The 19,860-nt window shown below is 62.1% G+C and carries 14 protein-coding genes; 13 read left to right on the top strand and 1 reads right to left on the bottom strand.

The annotated features are described in order from the left end of the window. Position 1: 1 nt before the first annotated feature. From NE357_RS13450 to NE357_RS13440, 3 genes are read left to right on the top strand one after another with little or no spacing between them, the layout of a single operon-like run. Positions 2-2,452 carry an aldehyde dehydrogenase family protein gene (locus NE357_RS13450; RefSeq protein WP_169430270.1) on the top strand — a complete coding sequence of 817 codons (2,451 nt, stop codon included), beginning with the start codon at positions 2-4 and terminating at the stop codon, positions 2,450-2,452. Continuing rightward, complete coding sequence (locus tag NE357_RS13445; RefSeq protein ID WP_169430269.1) at positions 2,436-3,725, top strand: phenylacetate--CoA ligase family protein; 1,290 nt, start codon at positions 2,436-2,438, stop codon at positions 3,723-3,725. Before NE357_RS13450 ends, NE357_RS13445 begins: the two co-directional genes overlap by 17 nt. After that, positions 3,725-4,642, top strand: coding sequence for a GNAT family N-acetyltransferase (locus NE357_RS13440; RefSeq protein ID WP_169430268.1), 918 nt, complete (start codon positions 3,725-3,727; stop codon positions 4,640-4,642). Before NE357_RS13445 ends, NE357_RS13440 begins: the two co-directional genes overlap by 1 nt. 38 nt (positions 4,643-4,680) lie before the next feature. On the opposite strand, the gene NE357_RS13435 is transcribed toward NE357_RS13440, so the two are convergent. After that, positions 4,681-5,214: a hypothetical protein gene (locus tag NE357_RS13435; RefSeq protein WP_169430267.1), complete on the bottom strand. Its 534-nt coding sequence runs from the start codon at positions 5,212-5,214 to the stop codon at positions 4,681-4,683. 382 nt (positions 5,215-5,596) lie between these two features. Between NE357_RS13435 and NE357_RS13430 the strand changes: the two genes are divergently transcribed. The 10 genes from NE357_RS13430 to NE357_RS13385 all read left to right on the top strand — a co-directional run bounded on the left by NE357_RS13430 (position 5,597) and on the right by NE357_RS13385 (position 19,852). After that, a complete protein-coding gene (locus NE357_RS13430; protein ID WP_169430266.1) occupies positions 5,597-7,588 on the top strand; it encodes a methyl-accepting chemotaxis protein in 1,992 nt (663 codons plus the stop codon). Positions 7,589-7,745: 157 nt separating this feature from the next. Next, entirely contained in the window at positions 7,746-8,192 is a 447-nt protein-coding gene (locus NE357_RS13425; RefSeq protein WP_169430265.1) for a DUF411 domain-containing protein, read from the top strand. After that, positions 8,192-8,626, top strand: coding sequence for a YqaA family protein (locus tag NE357_RS13420; protein WP_169430264.1), 435 nt, complete (start codon positions 8,192-8,194; stop codon positions 8,624-8,626). Before NE357_RS13425 ends, NE357_RS13420 begins: the two co-directional genes overlap by 1 nt. Positions 8,627-8,711: 85 nt before the next feature. Beyond that, positions 8,712-9,737, top strand: a complete 1,026-nt coding sequence (locus NE357_RS13415) for an alpha/beta fold hydrolase (protein ID WP_169430263.1) — start codon at positions 8,712-8,714, stop codon at positions 9,735-9,737. 13 nt (positions 9,738-9,750) lie between these two features. After that, positions 9,751-10,704, top strand: a complete 954-nt coding sequence (locus NE357_RS13410; RefSeq protein WP_169430262.1) for a D-2-hydroxyacid dehydrogenase family protein — start codon at positions 9,751-9,753, stop codon at positions 10,702-10,704. 529 nt (positions 10,705-11,233) lie between these two features. After that, a complete protein-coding gene (gene glgA / locus NE357_RS13405) occupies positions 11,234-12,820 on the top strand; it encodes a glycogen synthase GlgA (RefSeq protein ID WP_169430261.1) in 1,587 nt (528 codons plus the stop codon). Between the two features lie 18 nt (positions 12,821-12,838). Further along, a complete protein-coding gene (gene treZ, locus NE357_RS13400) occupies positions 12,839-14,641 on the top strand; it encodes a malto-oligosyltrehalose trehalohydrolase (protein WP_169430260.1) in 1,803 nt (600 codons plus the stop codon). After that, the gene (malQ, locus tag NE357_RS13395; protein WP_169430259.1) at positions 14,638-16,716 is read left to right on the top strand and encodes a 4-alpha-glucanotransferase; all 2,079 of its coding nucleotides are present in this window, start codon (positions 14,638-14,640) and stop codon (positions 16,714-16,716) included. The genes treZ and malQ overlap by 4 nt, the downstream gene beginning before the upstream one ends. Next, on the top strand, positions 16,713-19,490 hold the full coding sequence (locus NE357_RS13390; RefSeq protein ID WP_169430258.1) for a malto-oligosyltrehalose synthase: 2,778 nt from the start codon (positions 16,713-16,715) through the stop codon (positions 19,488-19,490). Before malQ ends, NE357_RS13390 begins: the two co-directional genes overlap by 4 nt. Positions 19,491-19,519: 29 nt before the next feature. After that, positions 19,520-19,852: a DUF2934 domain-containing protein gene (locus NE357_RS13385; protein ID WP_169430257.1), complete on the top strand. Its 333-nt coding sequence runs from the start codon at positions 19,520-19,522 to the stop codon at positions 19,850-19,852. Positions 19,853-19,860: the final 8 nt, after the last annotated feature.

The raw sequence follows: 19,860 nt of genomic DNA, 5'->3' as shown, positions 1-19,860 counted from the left end.
CATGTACCTGATCAACGGACAGCTCCACACCGACTGCACCTTCGACGCCGCACTGCAACAACTTGAACTGGATTTGCCACAACGGTTGGCCAAGGCGCTGGACACGGCGATCGTCCTTGACGCAGCGGCCACCTTTGCCGCACGCCTGCAGAACCCGGATCTGGCATTGCCCCTCGACGCTGAACAACGCCAGTCGCTGATCGAGTTCTGCCAACCGGATGCGCTGCGGCAAAAGCTTTTGCGCGAACTCGGCGAACAACCGGGCAGCCTGCGCCGCTTCGATTATCGTCAGCCGCGCTTCGAGCGCTGGAGCCCACTGGGCCTGGTGGTTCACATCACCCCCGGCAATGCGCCGCTGCTGGCGTTCTGCGCCGTGATCGAAAGCCTGCTGGCCGGCAACGTCAACTGGTTGCGCCCCAGCAGCAGCGACCAGGGCCTGACGGCGCGATTGCTCCACGCTTTGACGCAGTGTGATGCGACCGGCCAGATCGCGGGGCATGTCGCGGTCGTTCCGGCAACCACCGCCCGGATCGGCCAACTCTGCCAACGCGCAAACGGCGTGTCGGCGTGGGGAGGCGAATCGGCGCTGCAAGCCATCCGCCAGCAACTGGCACCCGGATGTCGCTGGATCGACTGGGGCCACCGTATCAGCTTCGTCTACCTGACACCGGCAGCGGTCACACCGGCGGCCCTGGACGCCGTGGCCGATGAAGTCTGTCGCCTTGACCAGCAGGCCTGCTCCAGCCCGCAATGGCTGCTGGTGGACAGTGACGACGAAAGCACCCTGCGTTCCATCGGCGAAGGCCTGGCCGAGGCGTTCGAACGCCGCGCCCGACACTGGCCGGCCCTGTTGCCTTCGGTTCAGGAAGCCTCGGAAATCACCACCCGCACGGCGATGGCACGCCTGGCTTACAGCTTTGCCGGGGCCACCGGTCATGTCTGGCAGGCACCGGACTGGCGAGTCATCTGGACCCACGACCCGCAACTTGGCCCCTCCCCCCTGTTTCGCAGCCTGTTGCTCAAACCACTGCCACGCACGCAGCTCACGGACACACTGTTGCCTTGGCGAAACGTGCTGCAAAGCGCCGGTCTGATCTGCACTGAACACGACATCGCCGAGCTGGCCCAGACGCTGATTGCCGCAGGCGTCACACGGGTCACCCCGGTACACGCGATTCACGACGGCTACGAAGGCGAACCCCACGATGGCGTTTATGCCTTGCAACGCTTGAGCCGACGCGTGTCGGTCAGCCTGCCGGGCACCACGCTGGCAACCCGCGCCACGCTCGACCCTGTGCCGACGTCCCCCGGCGTGGCCGACTTGCCGATCATGAGCAAAGACGGTTTTGTCACCCGCCCGATCCACCCGGCGGCCCGGTTGTACTTCCGTTCCGGCGGCAGCAGCGGCACTCCTGCGCTGTCCGGCTACAGCTACCGGGATTTCGATCGGCAGATGCGCGCCAGCGCCGACGGCTTGTTCGCGGCCGGTCTCGACCCGAACCGGGACCGGGTGATGAACCTGTTCTTCAGCGGCGGGCTGTACGGTGGCTTCTTCAGTTTTTCCAAGGTGCTGGAACTGCTGGGTGTCACACACCTGCCGATGGGCGCACCGGCCGATGACGACTATCGCGACATCGCGCAGTTGATCATCGATCAGCGCGTCACCGTACTGGTTGGCATGCCCAGTACTCTGCATCGTTTGTTTCTAAACGAGCAGGCACGGCTGCGGGACTATGGCGGGATCGAAAAGGTATTTCTCGGTGGCGAACACCCTGGCGAACAAAGCCTTGCGCTGATGCGCGACTGTGGCGTCAGGCTCATCCGTTCGGCCATTTACGGCAGTGTCGATGCCGGGCCGCTCGGCCACGCCTGCCCGGCCACCGGCGATGGCGTGTTCCATTTGATGAGTGATATCCAGCATCTGGAAATTGTCGAATTCGACGCCGATCGACCAGTGACCGGTAGTGAAACCGGACGCCTGGTATTCACCTCCATCGAACGGGAGGGTCAGGACGTCCAGCGCTACGACGTCGGTGACAGCGGCCGCTGGCTACCCGGCAATTGTGACTGCGGCCTGCCCACTCCGCGCTTCGAACTGTTGCAGCGGCACGGCAGACTCGTGCGCATCGGTACGGACTTCATCTGCCTGTCGCAACTGGCAGAGCATCTGCAGAGCGATTTTCAGTTGATCCTCGAACATGCTCCGGACGGCCTGGAACGCATGCGGTTTCGCAGCCCACGGCAACCCGATGATGTGCAGCATCGCCTGTCGGGCTATCCGACGCTGGCCACGCTCATCCAGACAGGCCTGCTGACGGTAGAGGTGGAAGTCTGCGGCAGCACCGAATTCACCCGCAACAAACACAGCGGCAAGACGCCGCTGCTGATCGACAATCGGGGCATTGGTCCCGGCGCAAACAGGCAAGGAGCCAATGATGAACACACGATTTGAACTGGAAGAACTGGTGACGTTTGCGCGACAGCATTCAGACTTTTATGCACGCCATTTTGCCGGGCTTCCCCGGCAGATCCCATCGCTGGAAAAACTGCCGGTGATTGACCCCGTTCAATACTGGAAAGGCAGTCATGACCTCGACCAATGGCCTGTCCTGACCGCGCCGCTGAATGACGCGCTGATCTTCAAAACGGGAGGAAGCACCAGTGCCGGGAAGTTTTCACTGTTCCGGCGCGAGGAGTGGCGAACACTGGTGACGGACTTCGGTCGCAGCCTCGACGCGCAGTTGAGCACCGGGGACCGGGTCGCCAACCTGTTTTTTGTCGGGGATCTGTATGCCAGTTTTATCTTCACTCACGATGCGCTGACGCATATGGAAATCGAGGTCGTCGAGTTTCCGTTCACCGGCCATGTCGCCTCGGGCGCCCTGGCCGATGCGATTGCCCGGCACCGGATCAACGTGCTGGCAGGTGTGCCCGCCCATCTGCTGACCTTCGCAGCCTGGCTCGAGCAACAAGGTCAAGTCCTCGAAGGCGTCACCACCCTGCTCTACGCCGGCGAAAGCCTGTTTGACGCACAGTTGCAACGACTCAGGCAGGTGCTTCCCAATGCCCGTGCAGCCTCTATCGGCTACGCCAGCGTGGACGCCGGGTTCATCGGAGCCAGCCATCGTGACTGCGACCTGGGAGAACATCGGGTCCCCGAACGCCACGCTGTGCTGGAAATTCTCGATGAGCAGACCGGCGAAGTGATCGAGGAATGCGACCGTGTCGGACGCCTGGTGATAACCAACCTGACGCGCCGGTTGATGCCTCTGATCCGCTACCCGGTCGGCGACCGGGCCTGCTGGCGAGAGCCGAGCGGGACATCCCGGCGCAAGTTCGCGCTGATGGGTCGTTGCGCCGACAGCCAGCGAATACGGGTGGGTATTCTGACCCTGCTGCCGCAGGCGATCGGCGAGACCGTGCGGCGGGTCACCGGGAGCGATGATTGGCAACTGGTGATCGAGCAGGATGAGGCGATGGATATCCTGCGCCTGCACTGGGCACCGAACGCCATGACTCCGGCAATGGCTGAAACCGACCTGACGCTGCACCGTGCATTGATCGAAGACTATCCGTTGATCGAGCAACTGAGCGCCGATCACTTGCTGGCGTTGCAGGTTCGCTGCTGCCCGGTTCAGGAACTGGTACGTCATCCACGCTCCGGCAAACGTCAGCGCGTGCTGGACCGGCGCGACTATAACGCCTCTGGCAAGGAGCGTTGCTGATGGAGTCGATTACCCTGCGAGGTTACCGCGCCAGTGACGCCGCCGCCGTGAGTCGTCTGTTCAGAAAGATCTATGGCGATCATTACGCCCAGCCGCATGTCTATCTGCCCCGCATGATCAGTCAGAACCATGCCGACGGCCACTGGCACTCGTTGGTGGCGGTGACGAAGGATCAGGTGGCGGGACATGCCACGTTGATTCTCGACCAGGGATCGTCCGTCGCCGAACTGGCGCTGAGCGTGGTCGATGAACAGTTCCGTGGTCGGAACATCGCTACGCGACTGAGCCGACATTTGCTGATCCATGCGCAGGCGCTCGGTTATCAGGGGGTCACGATCAAGCAGATGACCCATCACCCCTACACGCAGAAAATGGCCACCAGTCTTGGTTTTCACAACACCGGTCTCCTGCCCGATCATGCTCCGTCGCCCTTTGGCGCGGCCGGGACGGAATCGCTCGTTTTGGGTTACGCCCCCGTCGATGGCTATCGGCGCCCGCTGCCGGCGTTGACGTGGCCGCGGGAATGCCGTGAGTTCATGCAGCAGATGTGCGAGGTGTTCGGAACGCGGTTGAACGTTTCGCCCTGGATCGGCGCGCCGGCGCAGCTGAAACAACAATGGGGGCGTTATGACGGAGTCTTCAGTGAAGTCGACGACAGTTTGCTCAAGCAATTGCAGCAACTGCCCGCCCATTGGCTGATATCGATCAGGCTCAGGCTCGCACAGGGTTTCGACAATGCCTGGCGCCGGCTTTCGGCGATCGGGTTCGTGTTCACCGGAATGGCGCCCGATGGCCGGGGTGAGGGATGGCTGGCGCTGTTTCATCGCGGATTCCAACCCAGGCCCCTGACCCTGCATTGCCCACAGATGCAGCGCTTGCATGACGACATGCAGCACCGGCAACTGACCGCTCCATAAAATGAAAAGGCCCGCTCCGTTCCCGGGCGGGCCTTTTTTCATGCCTTGGCTTTGACACCTTGATCGGTTGGAGGCTTGCGTTCCCCACCCTGACCGTAAGTCTTCAAGTTCTGCAGCACATAGATGGCTTTCTTGTACTCGGGGATCAACGTATTCGCGTACTTGTTACCTTTGAGATTGTTGTTCTGGATGGTTTCCAGCTGCGTCGCGAAATACTCCAGCGCATTGAACTTGGCGTCCGGATCCTTCTGTACGCCGAAGCGATCAAACTTGTCGCCGGCGTTGAGCAACGTCATGGACGTGATCTCGGAAATCAGGCCCCGGCTGCGCAACATTGCACTCAGGCTGCCCAACTGCTTGGCTGAAACACTGGTGGGATCGAAACCCTTGATGTTCTTGTGCAGCCCCTGCTTGTCCATCTCCGCCGTATTGATCGCGGTGGGGTCGTTACCGACCAGCGCCAGCATCTGCTTGACCTTCAGGCTTTGAGAAACCGGTTTGCTTGAACTTGCGGTATCTCGAACCAGCAAACCCGCCTTGGGTTGCCAGGCGCCGGTATAACCAACGGTCATGAGCGTGCTCCTTGCGAAAAGAACATGAAAAATATCCTTGTGGAACGTCTTGAATTGCCCGGAGTATCGGCCGGCAAACGAATGCCACCAACCCATTTTTCACTTTTTTACAATTTATGTACATTTCCGATACAAATGAATGCAAGCCCCAGATTTACTGATCCGAAGCCCTTTTCCCGGCTTCAATAAAATCGACTTTTTACTCTAACAAACGGGCTGGTTAGTTTTAATGTGTCGAGCCTGTTACTGGCCGATCAACGTTCCGGGAATCTTTTAGTACGCCAGTACCTAAAGCTTCCTCGCGTCGCGACGATATGTAAGGGATACCCCTACTGTTTTGCTCCCATCCCCTAATAAGAACGTTGCTCAAGGACCGGTCTCCATGCCCGCATTCCGTACCATTCAGGCTCGCTATACGTTGTTTCTGGTTCTGTTCATCCTGTTGCTGTCGGTCCTGACCGTGGTGGGCATCAGCCAACTGGTCGCCCCCAAACTGCGCCATACCGAAGAGCAAGTCGTGCTCAACCGCATCGCCGAGGTCGCCCAGCAGATCCAGGGCGAACTGAACAAGGTTCAGTCGCAGCAACGCAGCATCACCCAGACCATTCCCCTGCTCGACAGCGCCGCCATCGATACCGTGCTGCCGGGGCTGGTGGATCAGTACGGCGAATTGAAGGTGTTCGGCGGTGGTATCTGGCCGTTGCCCGGTCAGCGTGAGGCGGGACGCAACAAGTTCAGTACCTTCTGGCACCGTGACAGCTCCGGCAAGCTCGCCGTGAACACCTTCTGGAACAGCGACGCGGCCCCCAACTACTACGACCAGAGCTGGTACAAGGGCGGCATGCAGACCCCGCGCGGGCAATGCGCCTGGGCCGCTGCCTATAAAGATGATGCGAGCGCCGAGCCGCGCACCAACTGCGCCATGGCCATCCAGAAAAACGGCAGCGCCTGGGGCGTATCGACCATCGATGTGACCCTGGGCTTCTTCAACGACCTGGTGGCGCGCAAGGAAAAAGACCTCAACGCCGAAATGCTGATCGTCGAGGCCGACGGCAAGATCATCAGCAACAGCTCGCGTATCAGCGGCCCGATCGTGTTGAAGAACATCAGCGAACTGGCCGCCGGTTCTACCTTCGCCAGCCAGGTCAAGGCTGGCCTGCAGAATCGCGATCAGGCGCAGCGTGTCGAATTCGACAACAACGGTGAAGCCAGCACCTTCTTCATGCGCCCGATCGAAGGCACACCGTGGTTCCTCGCCACTGCACTGCCGACCAAAATGCTCACCGCGCAACGTGACGACGTACTCAGCAGCCTCAGCCTGTTGCAGATTCCGCTGGTGATCCTGCTGGTGCTGCTGCAGGTCTACGCCATTCGCCAACTGGTTTCGCGCATGAAAGCGCTCAAGGCCAACATCGATTCGCTGTCCAGCGGCGATGCCGACCTGACCCGCCGCATCACCATCCGTGCCGAAGACGAACTCGGTGCCATTGGCCATTCGGTCAACACCTTCATCGCCTATCTGCAAAACATGATCGGCGAGGTCACCCAGGCTACCGGCGCCATGGCTTCGAGCCTCGACAACCTGCAGCGCACCTCGGCACACACCAGCCAGATCCTGCTGCGCCACGCCTCGGAAACCGACCAGACCGTTACCGCCATCAACGAGATGAGCTCCACTGCCGAAAGCGTCGCGCAAAACGCTGCCGAAACCGCGGCGTTTACCCAACGGGCCAACGAAAATGCCGACCGCTCTCGGGTCGTGGTGGGCGAAGCCACCAGCAGCGTCGTCGCGCTGATCGATGAAGTGGCCAGTGCGACGCACAAAGTCGAAAACATGCAGCAGGACGCCCAGCGCATTACCGAGATTCTGGGGGTGATCGGTGCGATCGCCGGGCAGACCAACCTGCTGGCGCTCAACGCCGCCATCGAGGCTGCCCGCGCCGGCGAACAGGGGCGCGGTTTCGCCGTGGTCGCCGATGAGGTACGTGCCCTCGCTGCCCGGACCCAGGCCAGTACCTCGGAAATCAACGAAATGCTGACCCGCCTGACCCAGGGCGTAAGTTCCTCGGTCAGCGCCATGGAAAACACCCAGGCCAGTTGCCAGTCCGCTGCCGACGCCACCGCCCGGGTCACCAGCGGGCTCGACGACATGGCCGGCTCCGTCAGCCATATCAACAGCCTCAGTGCCCAGATCGCCACGGCCGCCGAACAGCAAAGCGCCGTCACCGAAGAAATCAATCGCAGCATGGTGCAGATCCGCCACATGGTGGATGAGCTGGTGCAAAGCGGCCAGGCCAGTGAAACCAATACCCGCCAGCTCCTGGAGGCCAACGGTCGGGTGAGCGCAATCATGGGCCGGTTCAAGGTCAGCTGACGGATTTGTCATCTCGCACTCAGGAGGCTGTCAGCTTTGATCTACGATCATGCTGACAGCCTGCCTTGTATCAACTGGAAACACTCCGTTGATGCCGGGTCGGAAAAACCGGTCAAAATGCGTTCTTTTTGACCGTCACCCGAGTCGAGAACCCTGCATGAAAAACCCTCTGCGTCTGGCCGCCCTGAGCGCCCTGCTCCTTTCCTCCCTGGCGCAAGCCGCCGACCTCATCCCGATCGAAGTCCATCGCGACGCCAACTGCGGTTGCTGCAAGAAGTGGATCAGCCACCTGGAGGCGAATGGCTTCAAGGTCGAGGATCACGTCGAGGCGGACATGAGCTCCTTCAAGCAACAACACGGCGTACCGCCACGCCTGGCCTCGTGCCATACGGCGATCATCAACGGCAAATTCGTCGAAGGCCATGTGCCCGCCGAACAGGTGCTGGCGCTGAGCAAGCGTGACGACCTGCTGGGCGTAGCCGCACCGGGCATGCCGATGGGCTCGCCGGGCATGGAGATGGACGGCATGAGCGATGCCTATCAGGTGATCGGCCTCAAGAAGGACGGTGCCGATGTGGTGGTGGCGGATTACCCGGCCCATTGATGACGGCGGGTTATCTCGGGCTGTTCCTGGCCGCGTTTGGCGCGGCGACGCTGCTGCCGCTGCAATCGGAAGCCGTGCTGGTCGGGCTGCTGGTCAGCGATCGTTACTGGCTGTGGGGGCTGTTGGCCGTGGCGACACTGGGCAATGTCCTCGGTTCGCTGGTCAACTGGTGGCTGGGGCGCGGGCTGGAACGGTTTCAGGACCGCCGCTGGTTTCCGGTCGGCCCGAAGCACATGGCCCGCGCCCGTGTTCACTATCAGCGTTATGGTCACTGGTCGCTGCTGCTCAGCTGGCTGCCGGTCATCGGCGATCCCCTGACGCTGATCGCCGGGGTCATGCGTGAACCCCTCGGGCGCTTTCTGCTGATCGTCACCCTCGCCAAAGGCGCTCGCTACGGGGTGCTGGCGATGCTCACCCTCGGCTGGCTCGGTTGAACGTTCTGCGGTGGACGTTGCCTGTGTTTAACGTCGCCCTAATCCGGCCGTTCCAGCATCGGCCGATTTCCTGTGGAGTTGTCCCATGTCTGTGTCGCTGACCCGCTGGCTGCCCGGCCTGTTGCTGACCGCTGCCTTGCCCCTTTTCGCCCATGCCGAAGGCCCGCAGTACGGCCCGCAATTGCAAGGTTTCGAGTATCCCTACACCCTCAAGCACTTTGCCTTTCAGTCCCAGGGCCAGTCTCTGCAGATGGGTTACATGGACGTCGCCGCCCACGGCAAGGCCAACGGGCGCACCGTGGTGCTGATGCACGGCAAGAATTTTTGCGGCGCGACCTGGGACAGTTCGATCAAGGCCCTGAGCGAGGCCGGTTACCGGGTGGTGGCTCCGGACCAGATCGGTTTCTGCACCTCCAGCAAACCCGAACATTATCAATACAGCTTCCAGCAACTGGCGGCCAATACCCAGCAAATGCTCAAGGCGCTGGGCATTCAGAAAGCCACCCTGCTCGGCCACTCCACCGGCGGCATGCTCGCCACCCGATACGCCCTGCAATACCCGGATCAGGTCGAGCAACTGGCGCTGGTCAACCCGATCGGCCTGGAGGACTGGAAAGCCCTCGGCGTGCCGTGGCGCAGCGTCGATCAGTGGTATCAGCGCGAACTGAAAGTCACCGCCCAGGGTATTCGCGACTACGAGCGCAGCACTTATTACGACGGTCGCTGGAAGCCGGAATTCGACCGCTGGGTGGACATGCTCGCCGGCCTGAGCAACGGGCCGGGCAAGACTCAGGTCGCATGGAACTCGGCGCTGATCTACGACATGATCTTTACCCAGCCGGTGTACTACGAGTTCAAGGATCTGAAGATGCCGACCCTGTTGCTGATCGGCACGTCTGACACAACGGCCATCGGCAAGGACATCGCACCGCCCGAAGTGAAGGCGAAAATCGGTCACTACGAGGTGCTGGGCAAGCAGGTGGCGAAGCTGATCCCGCAATCCACACTGGTGGAATTCCCCGGCCTGGGCCACGCGCCGCAAATGGAAGAACCGACGCAGTTCCACCAGGCGCTGCTCGACTGGCTGAACAAAACCAATCCCGTTCGTTGAGGAGTCAAGGCTGATGGCGGTGCAGATTGCAGTAATCGATGACTGGCAGGACGTGGCGCGGGACGTGGTCGACTGGTCGGTGCTGGACAGTCTCGGTGAAGTGACCTTTGTCCATGAGTACCCGGCGGACAACGCCACACTGGCCGAACGACTGGGCCGGTTCGAGGTGATTTGCGTGATGCGCGAACGCACGCGCTTCGATGAGGACCTGCTCAAGCGTTTGCCGAACCTGAAACTGCTGGTCACGGGCGGCATGCGCAACGCAGCGCTGGACATGCCGGCCGCGGCCCGACTCGGAATCAGGGTCTGCGGCACCGACAGCTACAAACACGCCGCACCGGAACTGACCTGGGCGTTGATCATGGCCGCCACCCGCAATCTGGTGAACGAGGCCAATGCCCTGCGTGCCGGACAATGGCAGCAAGGTCTGGGCGGCGACCTGCACGGCAAGACCCTCGGTATTCTGGGGCTCGGCAGTATCGGCCAACGGGTCGCGCAGTTCGGGCAGGTGTTCGGCATGCGCGTCATTGCGTGGAGCGAAAACCTTACCGCCGAGCGCGCCGAACAGGCCGGCGTCACTTATGTCAGCAAGCAGCAATTGTTCGAACAGGCTGACGTGCTGTCGGTGCATCTGGTGCTCAGCGACCGCAGCCGTGGTCTCGTCGATGCCCAGGCGCTGGGCTGGATGAAGCCGACCGCCCTGCTGGTCAACACGGCACGCGGGCCCATTGTCGACGAAGCCGAGCTGATCAAGGCCTTGCAGAAACAACGCATCGCCGGGGCGGCTCTGGATGTATTCGATCAGGAGCCTTTGCCGGCACTGCACCCGTTTCGCACGCTGGACAATGTACTGGCCACGCCTCATGTCGGGTACGTCAGCCGACAGAACTATCAGCAGTTCTTTTCGCAGATGATCGAGGACATTCAGGCCTGGTCGGCGGGAGATCCGCTTCGCCTGCTGAACTGACCTTCGTCCCATTCGCGGGCAACCCCTGCCCGCGAAGCAGCACCCACTGACCGCACGCCAACATTCCTGCACGCACCGCAACAGTGCGCACACACTTTTCTCGCGCCCGAAAACGTGACTGACCGGTCACCAATTTGCATCATCGATGCCGCCAGACATGCACTTCGTCGGGGCGCGTCTCGTCCCCAAGCCACGGTTTTTGCGACCTCGCAAAAGATTGTCGAACAATTCGTCCGATTGCCCTGGCCCGCTCTAGGATCTGGCCTAGACTGGTTTTCGCGAGGCGAAACCGACCGGTCACAACGCGGAAATTTTGTCGAAACTTTTGCTGATCGCGACGGGTCATCTGAAAGACAGGGCCAAAGCGACTGGTTCATTCCTTGCAACGGCCCCTTCACCCATTCTGCTTGCGCGTGTTGGGTAGCGTTTGCTCACCGATGCGTGGCGCGTTTGCGCCCGGCCACAGGACCTGGCCGTGGACATCGCTTGTTCAAGACAAGAATCAGATCAAAAAAGACGGGAGATTCATATGATCAGTGCGGCATTGGAAATTCAGGGAGAACGGGCTCATCAGCCGATGGGTGAATCGAGCACCGTAAGCGTTCCCGGCAGCCGGTCGATCAACGTCCCGAGCACCAAGACGCTGACGCCAGTGGCCAGTCAGAACCCCAACAAGAAGAAAGTGTTGTTCGTGACCTCGGAAATCGCCGATCTGGTGAAGACCGGCGGTCTGGGAGACGTTTCTGCCGCCCTGCCCCGCGCCATGGCGCATCTGCATGATGTCCGGGTGTTGATCCCCGGTTATCCGCAAGTGATGAACAGCGAGAATCCGATCCACATCATCGGTGAACTGGGTGGCCACGCCGCGCTGCCGCCTTGCAAGATCGGGCGCATGGACATGCCTGACGGTCTGGTCATTTATGTGTTGATCTGCCCTGAACTGTATGCCCGCGACGGCGGCCCTTACGGTGCCAACAACGGTCGCGACTGGCCGGACAACCACATCCGTTTCGCCCGACTGGGTCTGGCCGCCGCCGATATCGCCGCCAACCTCGCGCAAATCCACTGGTGCCCGGATCTGGTGCACGCCCACGACTGGCCGGCCGGGCTGGCGCCTGCCTATATGCACTGGCGCGGGCAACGCACGCCGACCCTGTTCACCATTCACAACCTCGCTTATCAAGGCGTGACCAGCCTGGGCTCGTGCCCGGAACTCGGGATCCCCGCCCATGCCCTGCAACAGGAAGGCATGGAGTTCTACGGCAAAATGTCGTTCCTCAAGGCCGGCATGGCCTATTCGAGCCACATCACCACGGTCAGCGCCACCTACGCGCAGGAAATCACCACCCCGGATTTCGGCTGCGGTCTCGACGGTTTTCTCGCCGCCAAGACCCAGCAAGGCTTGCTCAGCGGCATCCCCAACGGTATCGACGAGAGCTGGGACGCCGCCACCGACCCGCACCTGTTTGCGCCATTTGCCATCGGCGACTGGGAAGGCAAAGCCGTCAACGCCGCCCACGTGCGCGAATTGTTTGGCCTGCAAGACTCCAAAGGCCCGCTGTTTGCCGTGGTCTCGCGTCTGGTCTATCAAAAAGGCCTGGACCTGACCGAAGCCGTGTCGGAATACATCGTCCAGAACGGTGGCCAGATCGCGATCATCGGCCGTGGCGAGCCGGAAGAAGAACAGGCCATGCGCGAACTGGCGCTGCGCTTCCCCGGCCAGATCGGCGTGCGCATCGGCTTCAACGAAACCGACGCCCGACGCATGTTCGCCGGCAGCGATTTTCTGCTGATGCCTTCGCGATACGAGCCTTGCGGTCTGAGTCAGATGTACGCCCAACGCTTCGGCTCGCTGCCGGTAGCGCGCAACACTGGCGGGCTGGCGGACACCATCGAAAACGGTGTCACCGGTTTCCTCTTCAACGAATCGACAGCGGACAGCTACCGCGAAGCCCTGAGCCGCGCGTTCAAGGTCTTTGCCTTTCCCGAACTGCTCAACGCCATGCGTTGCCGGGCGATGGCGGCACCGTTCAACTGGTGCAAGGCCGTCGAACCCTACGCCGAACTCTACGAACAACTGGTGGCCAAGGCGCTGGGCAAAACGCACCACAAATAACCAGGGAGGTTTTCAACGATGCCGTCACGGACACCTGAAAGCTGGCCCCACGGCGCGATCATGCTGGATGCCGACCACACACAATTCGCGCTGTGGGCGCCGGATGCATTTTACGTCAGCGTCGAGCTGGACAACGGCCAGTCCCTGCCCATGCTGCCCCAGGGCGAGGGCTGGTTTGTCATCAAGACCCGCTGCCCTGCCGGCAGCCGCTACCGTTTCAACATTGATGGCGAACTGGAGGTGCCCGACCCGGCCTCCAGGGCGCAGGACGGTGACCTGGACCGTCACAGCGTGGTGGTCGATCCGCACCTCTATTCCTGGCGCAACACCACGTGGCAAGGCCGCCCCTGGAATGAAGCGGTCATTTATGAACTGCATGTCGGTGCGCTCGGCGGGTTTGCCGAAGTCGAGCAGCATCTGTCACGCCTTGCCGGGCTCGGTATCACCGCCATTGAACTGATGCCGATCGCGCAGTTTCCCGGCGATCGCAACTGGGGCTACGACGGCGTGCTGCACTATGCGCCTCAAGCCAGTTACGGCACGCCGGAACAACTCAAACACCTGATCGACAGCGCCCACGGTTATGGTCTGGCGGTGATCCTCGACGTGGTCTACAACCACTTCGGCCCCGACGGCAATTACCTGCATCGCTACGCCAAGGGCTTTTTTCGCGAAGACAAACATACCCCGTGGGGCGCGGCCATCGATTTCCGTCGTCGTGAAGTGCGGGACTTCTTCGTCGAAAACGCACTGATGTGGCTGCTGGAATACCGTTTCGACGGCTTGCGCCTGGATGCGGTGCATGCCATCGAAAGCCCCGACTTCCTGCCGGAACTCGCACGTCGCATACGTCAGCAGATCGACCCGTCCCGGCATGTCTGGCTGACCATCGAGAACGAACTCAACCAGTCAAGCCTGCTTGAGGAAAATTACGACGCACAGTGGAACGACGACGGCCACAACGCCCTGCATGTATTACTCACCGGTGAAACCGACGCCTATTACGCGGACTATGCACTGCAACCCACCGAGCAACTGGCCCGCTGTCTGAGCCAGGGTTTCGTGTTTCAGGGTCATATCACTCGCCACGGCGAACCCCGTGGCGAGCCAAGCGAGCATCTGCCCTCCACCGCCTTCGTGCTGTTCCTGCAGAATCATGACCAGATCGGCAACCGCGCCTTCGGCGAGCGCTTGCATCAATTGGCCGACCCGCGCGCAGTGGATGCTGCGACAGCGATGTTGTTGCTGTCGCCGATGATTCCCCTGATGTTCATGGGCGATGAATACGCGGCCCAACAGCCATTCCTGTTCTTCACCAGCCACCATGGCGAACTGGCGAAGCGGGTGCGCGAAGGTCGACGCAATGAGTTTGCGGCATTCAGTGCCTTCTCGGATCCGCACAAGCGCGAGCAGATTCCCGACCCCAACGCCGAGCAGACCTTTCACGCCTCACAACCGCGTCTGATGGGTAACGGCACACCTCGGCAACAGACAACACTGGCGCTGTATCGCCGGCTGCTGCAATTGCGCCATCAATACATCATTCCAAACCTGTCCGGCACTCAAGCACTCGGCGCCCAAGTGCTGGGGCCTGGCGCCGTCAGCGCACGCTGGCGACTGGGTGATGGCAGCGAGCTGCGAATCGACCTGAACCTCAGCGACACGCCAGTGGTCAACCTTCCACAGACCGAATCGGTGTGGCTGTTTCGCCAGCCATCCGACGCCGGCCTGTCGGATGAGGGGCAACTGCCCCCGTATTGCGCGCTCGTCAGCCTCACGGCCGCAACCCCTTTGCTACCCCTGGATGGAGAGCGCCTATGAGCGATGCGCAACTGGAAATTCTCGCCAGCCGAGCCGGCCTTGCCGTCGACTGGATCGACGCCAACGGGCGAGCGCAAAAAGTCGCCCCGGCGGTGCTGCGCAATGTGCTGATCGGCCTCGGTCACCCGGCCGGAACGGCCCAGGAAATCGACGCCAGCCTGCTCGAACTGCAACAGGTACAGGAAAATCGCCAGCTACCGCCGCTGCTCACTGCCGATGTCGGCGTGGGCGTGGATCTGGTCCGCTATTTCGAACCCGAGACCCCATGCGAGATTCACCTTGAGGACGGCTCGCGACTGAGCCTCAAGCTGGATGCCCGGGCCGTGCTGCCCGGCGAGATTCCGGTCGGCTACCAGCAAGTGCACATCGCCGATCAGCAATTCACTCTCGCCGTGGCACCGCAACGCTGCTTCAGCGTGGGTGACGCGGTGGACAACCCGATCCCTCGCGTGTGGGGGTTGAGCGTGCAGCTTTATGGCTTGCGCCGCCCCGGCGATGGCGGTTTCGGCGACACTCAGGCCCTGGAAGAACTGGCCCGGGTGGCCGGCGAGCGCGGCGCCGATGCCTTGGCGATCAGCCCGCTGCACGCGATGTTCAGCGCCGATACCGGGCGCTACAGCCCTTACTCGCCGTCCAGTCGGCTGTTTCTCAATCCGCTCTACGCGGCGCCGGGTGCCATTCTCGGTGAGCGTGCGCTGCGCGATGCGATTGAGGCGGCCGGCCTGGCCGATCAATTCAAGCAGCTTGAAGAGCTGCCCCTGACCGACTGGCCGAAAGCGGCCGATGCCAAACTGAAACTGCTGCAAGCCCTGTATGACGGTTTCATCAGCGGCGAACATCCGCTGCATGCCGATTTCTCCAGCTTCCGCGATGCCGGCGGTGAAGCGCTGGAAAACCACTGCCGCTTCGAAGCTATTCAGGAAATGCGCGCCGCCCGTGGCGAAAGTCTCGACTGGCGCCAATGGCCGGAACACTGGCACGACCCGCGCGGCGCCGCACTTGGCGCGTTTGCCGAAGAATACGCCGAGCGCATCAGCTATTTCGCGTTCTGCCAATGGCTGATCCACCGTTGCCTGGAGCGCGCCCAGACCGCCGCCCGCAGCGCCGGCATGGGCATCGGTCTGATTGCCGACCTGGCCGTGGGTGCCGACGGCGCCGGCAGCCAGGCCTGGAGTTTTCAGGATGAACTGTTGGCGTCGCTGACCGTCGGTGCACCACCGGACATTCTCAATCGCTCCGGCCAGGGTTGGGGTATCTCGGCGTTCTCCCCGGAAGGTCTGGTACGCAATGGCTTTCGAGCCTTCATCGACATGCTGCGCGCCAACTTCGCTCATGCGGGTGGTTTGCGCATCGACCATGTCATGGGCCTGCAACGGCTGTGGGTGATTCCCAACGGTTCAGCGCCGGCGGACGGCGCGTATCTGTATTACCCGGTGGACGACCTGCTGCGCTTGCTGACCCTCGAATCCCACCGCCATCAGGCGATTGTGCTGGGCGAAGACCTCGGCACCGTGCCCGATGGCCTGCGGGAAAAGCTGATCGCCCGGGCCATGCTCGGCATGCGCGTGCTGTTGTTCGAACAGGACAACACCCATTTCAAACCGATCCTCGACTGGCCGGACAACGCTTTGGCCACCACCAGCACCCACGATCTGCCGACGCTCAATGGCTGGTGGCATGGCCGGGATATCGACTGGAATTCGCGACTCGGGCTGATCGACGCCAACGGCGAAATCGACTGGCGCCGCTACCGCGAACGCGAGCGTGAAGGCCTGCGCGGCGCCTTGAGTCAGGACCCGCAAAACTTTCGCGAGGAATCCCACGAGGCCGATCAGGTAGTCGACGCCGCTGTGCGTTTCCTCGGCCACACCCGCGCGCCGCTGGTGCTGCTGCCACTGGAAGACGCGCTGGGCCTGGACGAACAGGCCAACCTGCCCGGCACCATCGACACTCATCCGAACTGGTCGCGACGCTTGCCCGGCAACAGCGAAACGCTGCTCGATGGCGTCGATGCTGCGCGACGCCTCGAGCTGCTGGCCTGTGCCCGCCTGCAAGCCGCCGAGCGTGACCAATGAGTGCAGTACAAAACCAGACCTTGAGAGCCACGGTGCGCCTGCAGTTTCACAAGGGCTTCACCCTCGATGAGGCGGTGCCGCTGGTGCCGTACTTTGCCCGGCTCGGCATCAGCCATATTTACGCCTCGCCGCTGCTCGCTGCCCGCGCCGGCTCCATGCACGGCTACGACGTGGTCGACCCGACCCGGGTCAATCCCGAACTGGGTGGCGAACCGGCGCTGCGCCGACTGGTCGCGGCCTTGCGCGAACACGAAATGGGGCTGATCCTCGACATCGTCTCCAATCACATGGCAGTGGGCGGCGGTGACAATCCTTGGTGGCTCGATCTGCTGGAATGGGGCCGGCTCAGCCCCTATGGCGAGTTCTTCGACATTCAATGGCACTCGCCCGACCCGTTGATGGAAGGCCAGTTGCTGCTGCCTTTCCTCGGCACCGATTACGGCATTGCGTTGCAGGACGGCACACTGCCGCTGGTGTTCAACGCCGAATCCGGCACCTTCCACGTCGAGCATTACGAGCATCACTTCCCGATCTGCCCCGGCGATTACGGCGAACTGCTCAAGCCCGATGAGCCGGCAAACGAAGCCCTCAAGTCGCTGGCGGACCGCTTCAGCAGCCTCAGCTACCAGACCGATGCCCGCTCGCTGTCAATATCGCTCAAGGAAGAACTCCAGCAACTGGCCAGCGACCCGCACATCCTGCAAGCCATTGAGCACCATCTCACGCGCTACGACTCCAAGACCGAAGACGGCTTCCAGCGCCTGCATCAATTGCTGGAGCGGCAAAGCTATCGTCTGGCGAGCTGGCGCACGGCGGCGGACGACATCAACTGGCGGCGCTTCTTCGACATCAACGAACTCGGCGGCCTGCGGGTCGAGCGGCCTGCGGTATTCGAAGCGACCCACGGCAAGATCTTCCAGTTGATCGAAGAAGGCCTGATCGACGGTTTACGCATCGACCACGTCGACGGCCTCGCTGATCCACGGGGTTACTGCCGCAAGTTACGGCGACGCCTCGATTTTCTGGCACCCGGGCGACACTTGCCGATCTACGTCGAGAAAATTCTCGGGGCTGGCGAAACCCTGCACGCCGACTGGGCGGTGGATGGCAGCACCGGTTACGAGTTCATGAACCAGCTGTCGCTGCTGCAACACGACCCGGACGGCGAACACGTGCTCGGTGACTTGTGGCAACGCCGCACCGAGCGCCCCGCCGCGTTCATCGAAGATGCCCAACTGGCGCGCCAGCAAATCCTCAACGGTTCGCTGGCCAGCGACTGCGAAAGCGTTGCCCAGGCGCTGCTGCAAGTGGCGCGGGACGACCTGATGACCCGTGACCTCACGCTCGGTTCGATCCGCCGGGTGTTGCAGGCGCTGATCGTGCACTTCCCGGTGTATCGCACCTACATCAGTGCGATGGGTCGTACGACGCAGGACGACGTGTTTTTCCAGCAAGCCATGGACGGTGCGCGTCAGGCGCTGAGCGAAAGCGACTGGCCGGTGCTTGAGTCTGTGGCCGGCTGGCTCGGCGGCCAGCCATGGCGGCGCAAACCCCGTGGGCGTTCGCGCAAGCTCCTGCGCCACGCCTGCGTGCGCTTTCAGCAACTCACCTCGCCCGCTGCCGCCAAGGCCGTGGAAGACACCGCGCTGTATCGCTCGGCAGTGCTGCTGTCGCGCAATGACGTGGGCTACAACACCGAACAGTTCAGCGCCCCGGTCAGCGACTTTCATGCGACAAACCAGCAACGCCTGGCGACATTCCCCGACAACCTGCTGGCCACCGCCACCCACGATCACAAACGCGGCGAAGACACTCGCGCACGATTGGCCGTGCTCAGCGAGCGCAGCCACTGGTATGCCGAACAGGTCGAGCTGTGGCGCGCCCTCGCCCGGCCGCTGCGCAATGACGATCAGATGCCGTCGGCCGCTGACGAGTTGATCCTTTATCAAGCGTTGCTCGGCAGTTGGCCGCTGCAATTGCGCGGCGATGACCACGGTGGATTCGCTGAGTACGCCGGACGCATCTGGCAATGGCAGCAAAAGGCTCTGCGCGAAGCCAAGTTGCAAAGCAGTTGGAGTGCGCCGAACGAGGCTTACGAAAACGCCGCCCAGTCATTCACCGAGCGGCTGTTGCTCGCGCCCGAAGGCGAGCTGCTGCGCGGGGCGCTGGCCAAGAGCGCCAACAGCATCGCCGCTGCCGGCGCCCTCAACAGTCTGGCGCAAACCTTGCTGCACATGACCGTGCCGGGGGTGCCGGATCTGTATCAGGGCAATGAACGCTGGGACTTCAGCCTGGTGGATCCGGACAACCGTCGGCCAGTGGACTATGCCGCCAGGCAGCAGGCGCTGCAGGCACCAGGGCCGGTTCAGGAACTGCTGGTGAACTGGCGCGACGGACGAGTCAAGCAAGCATTGATCGCCGAGGTGCTGCGCCTGCGCGCCGACTACGCCCAGTTGTTTCGTCAGGGTTCGTACCAGGCCCTCGAGGTGCTGGGCAGCCAGGCGCACAACGTGCTCGCGTTTGCCCGCGAGCACGAGGGGCAACGGGCCATCGTCATCGTGCCGATCCGTTGCGCAACCCTGCTGGAAAACGGTGCCGTACCGCAGGTCGATGCGCTGCGCTGGGGCGATACGTGGGTTGAATTACCGTTCGCCGCCTCCGACGAAAATCTGAAGGGACTTTTTTCGAGCACCGCAGTCACAAAAAACAGGGAGCTGGAGGTCAGCGCTGCGCTGGGGGACTTCCCGGTCAATCTGTTTATCCAACACTTCTAGAAGCATGAGTTCAGTTCAGGAGCATTGCGATGAGTACCGACGATAAACGCATCCGCGAATTCGCCTATCAGATCTGGGAATCCGAAGGTAAACCCGAGGGTCAGGACGCCCGCCACTGGGAGATGGCGCGCAAACTGGCCGAAGCCGAGGCATTGGCGCCCAAGAAATCGCCGAAAGCCGCCGGCAGTAAAACCGCTGGCAAGACCGCCACCAGCAAAGCCGTCGATGGCAAGGCACCCGCTGCCAAACCCAAGGCCACGACGGCCAAGGCCAAGCCTGCCGGTGTCGCCAAAGTGATTCCCCCGGGCGAAAAAGCCACCGAGAAAAAGCCCCGCGCGCCGCGCAAGCCGCCTGCGGTCTGACGCTCCCC

The organism is Pseudomonas sp. G7(2022), assembly GCF_052660475.1.
Note: the sequence above shows the minus strand (reverse complement) of the source record. Positions and strands in the feature narration are given on the sequence as shown.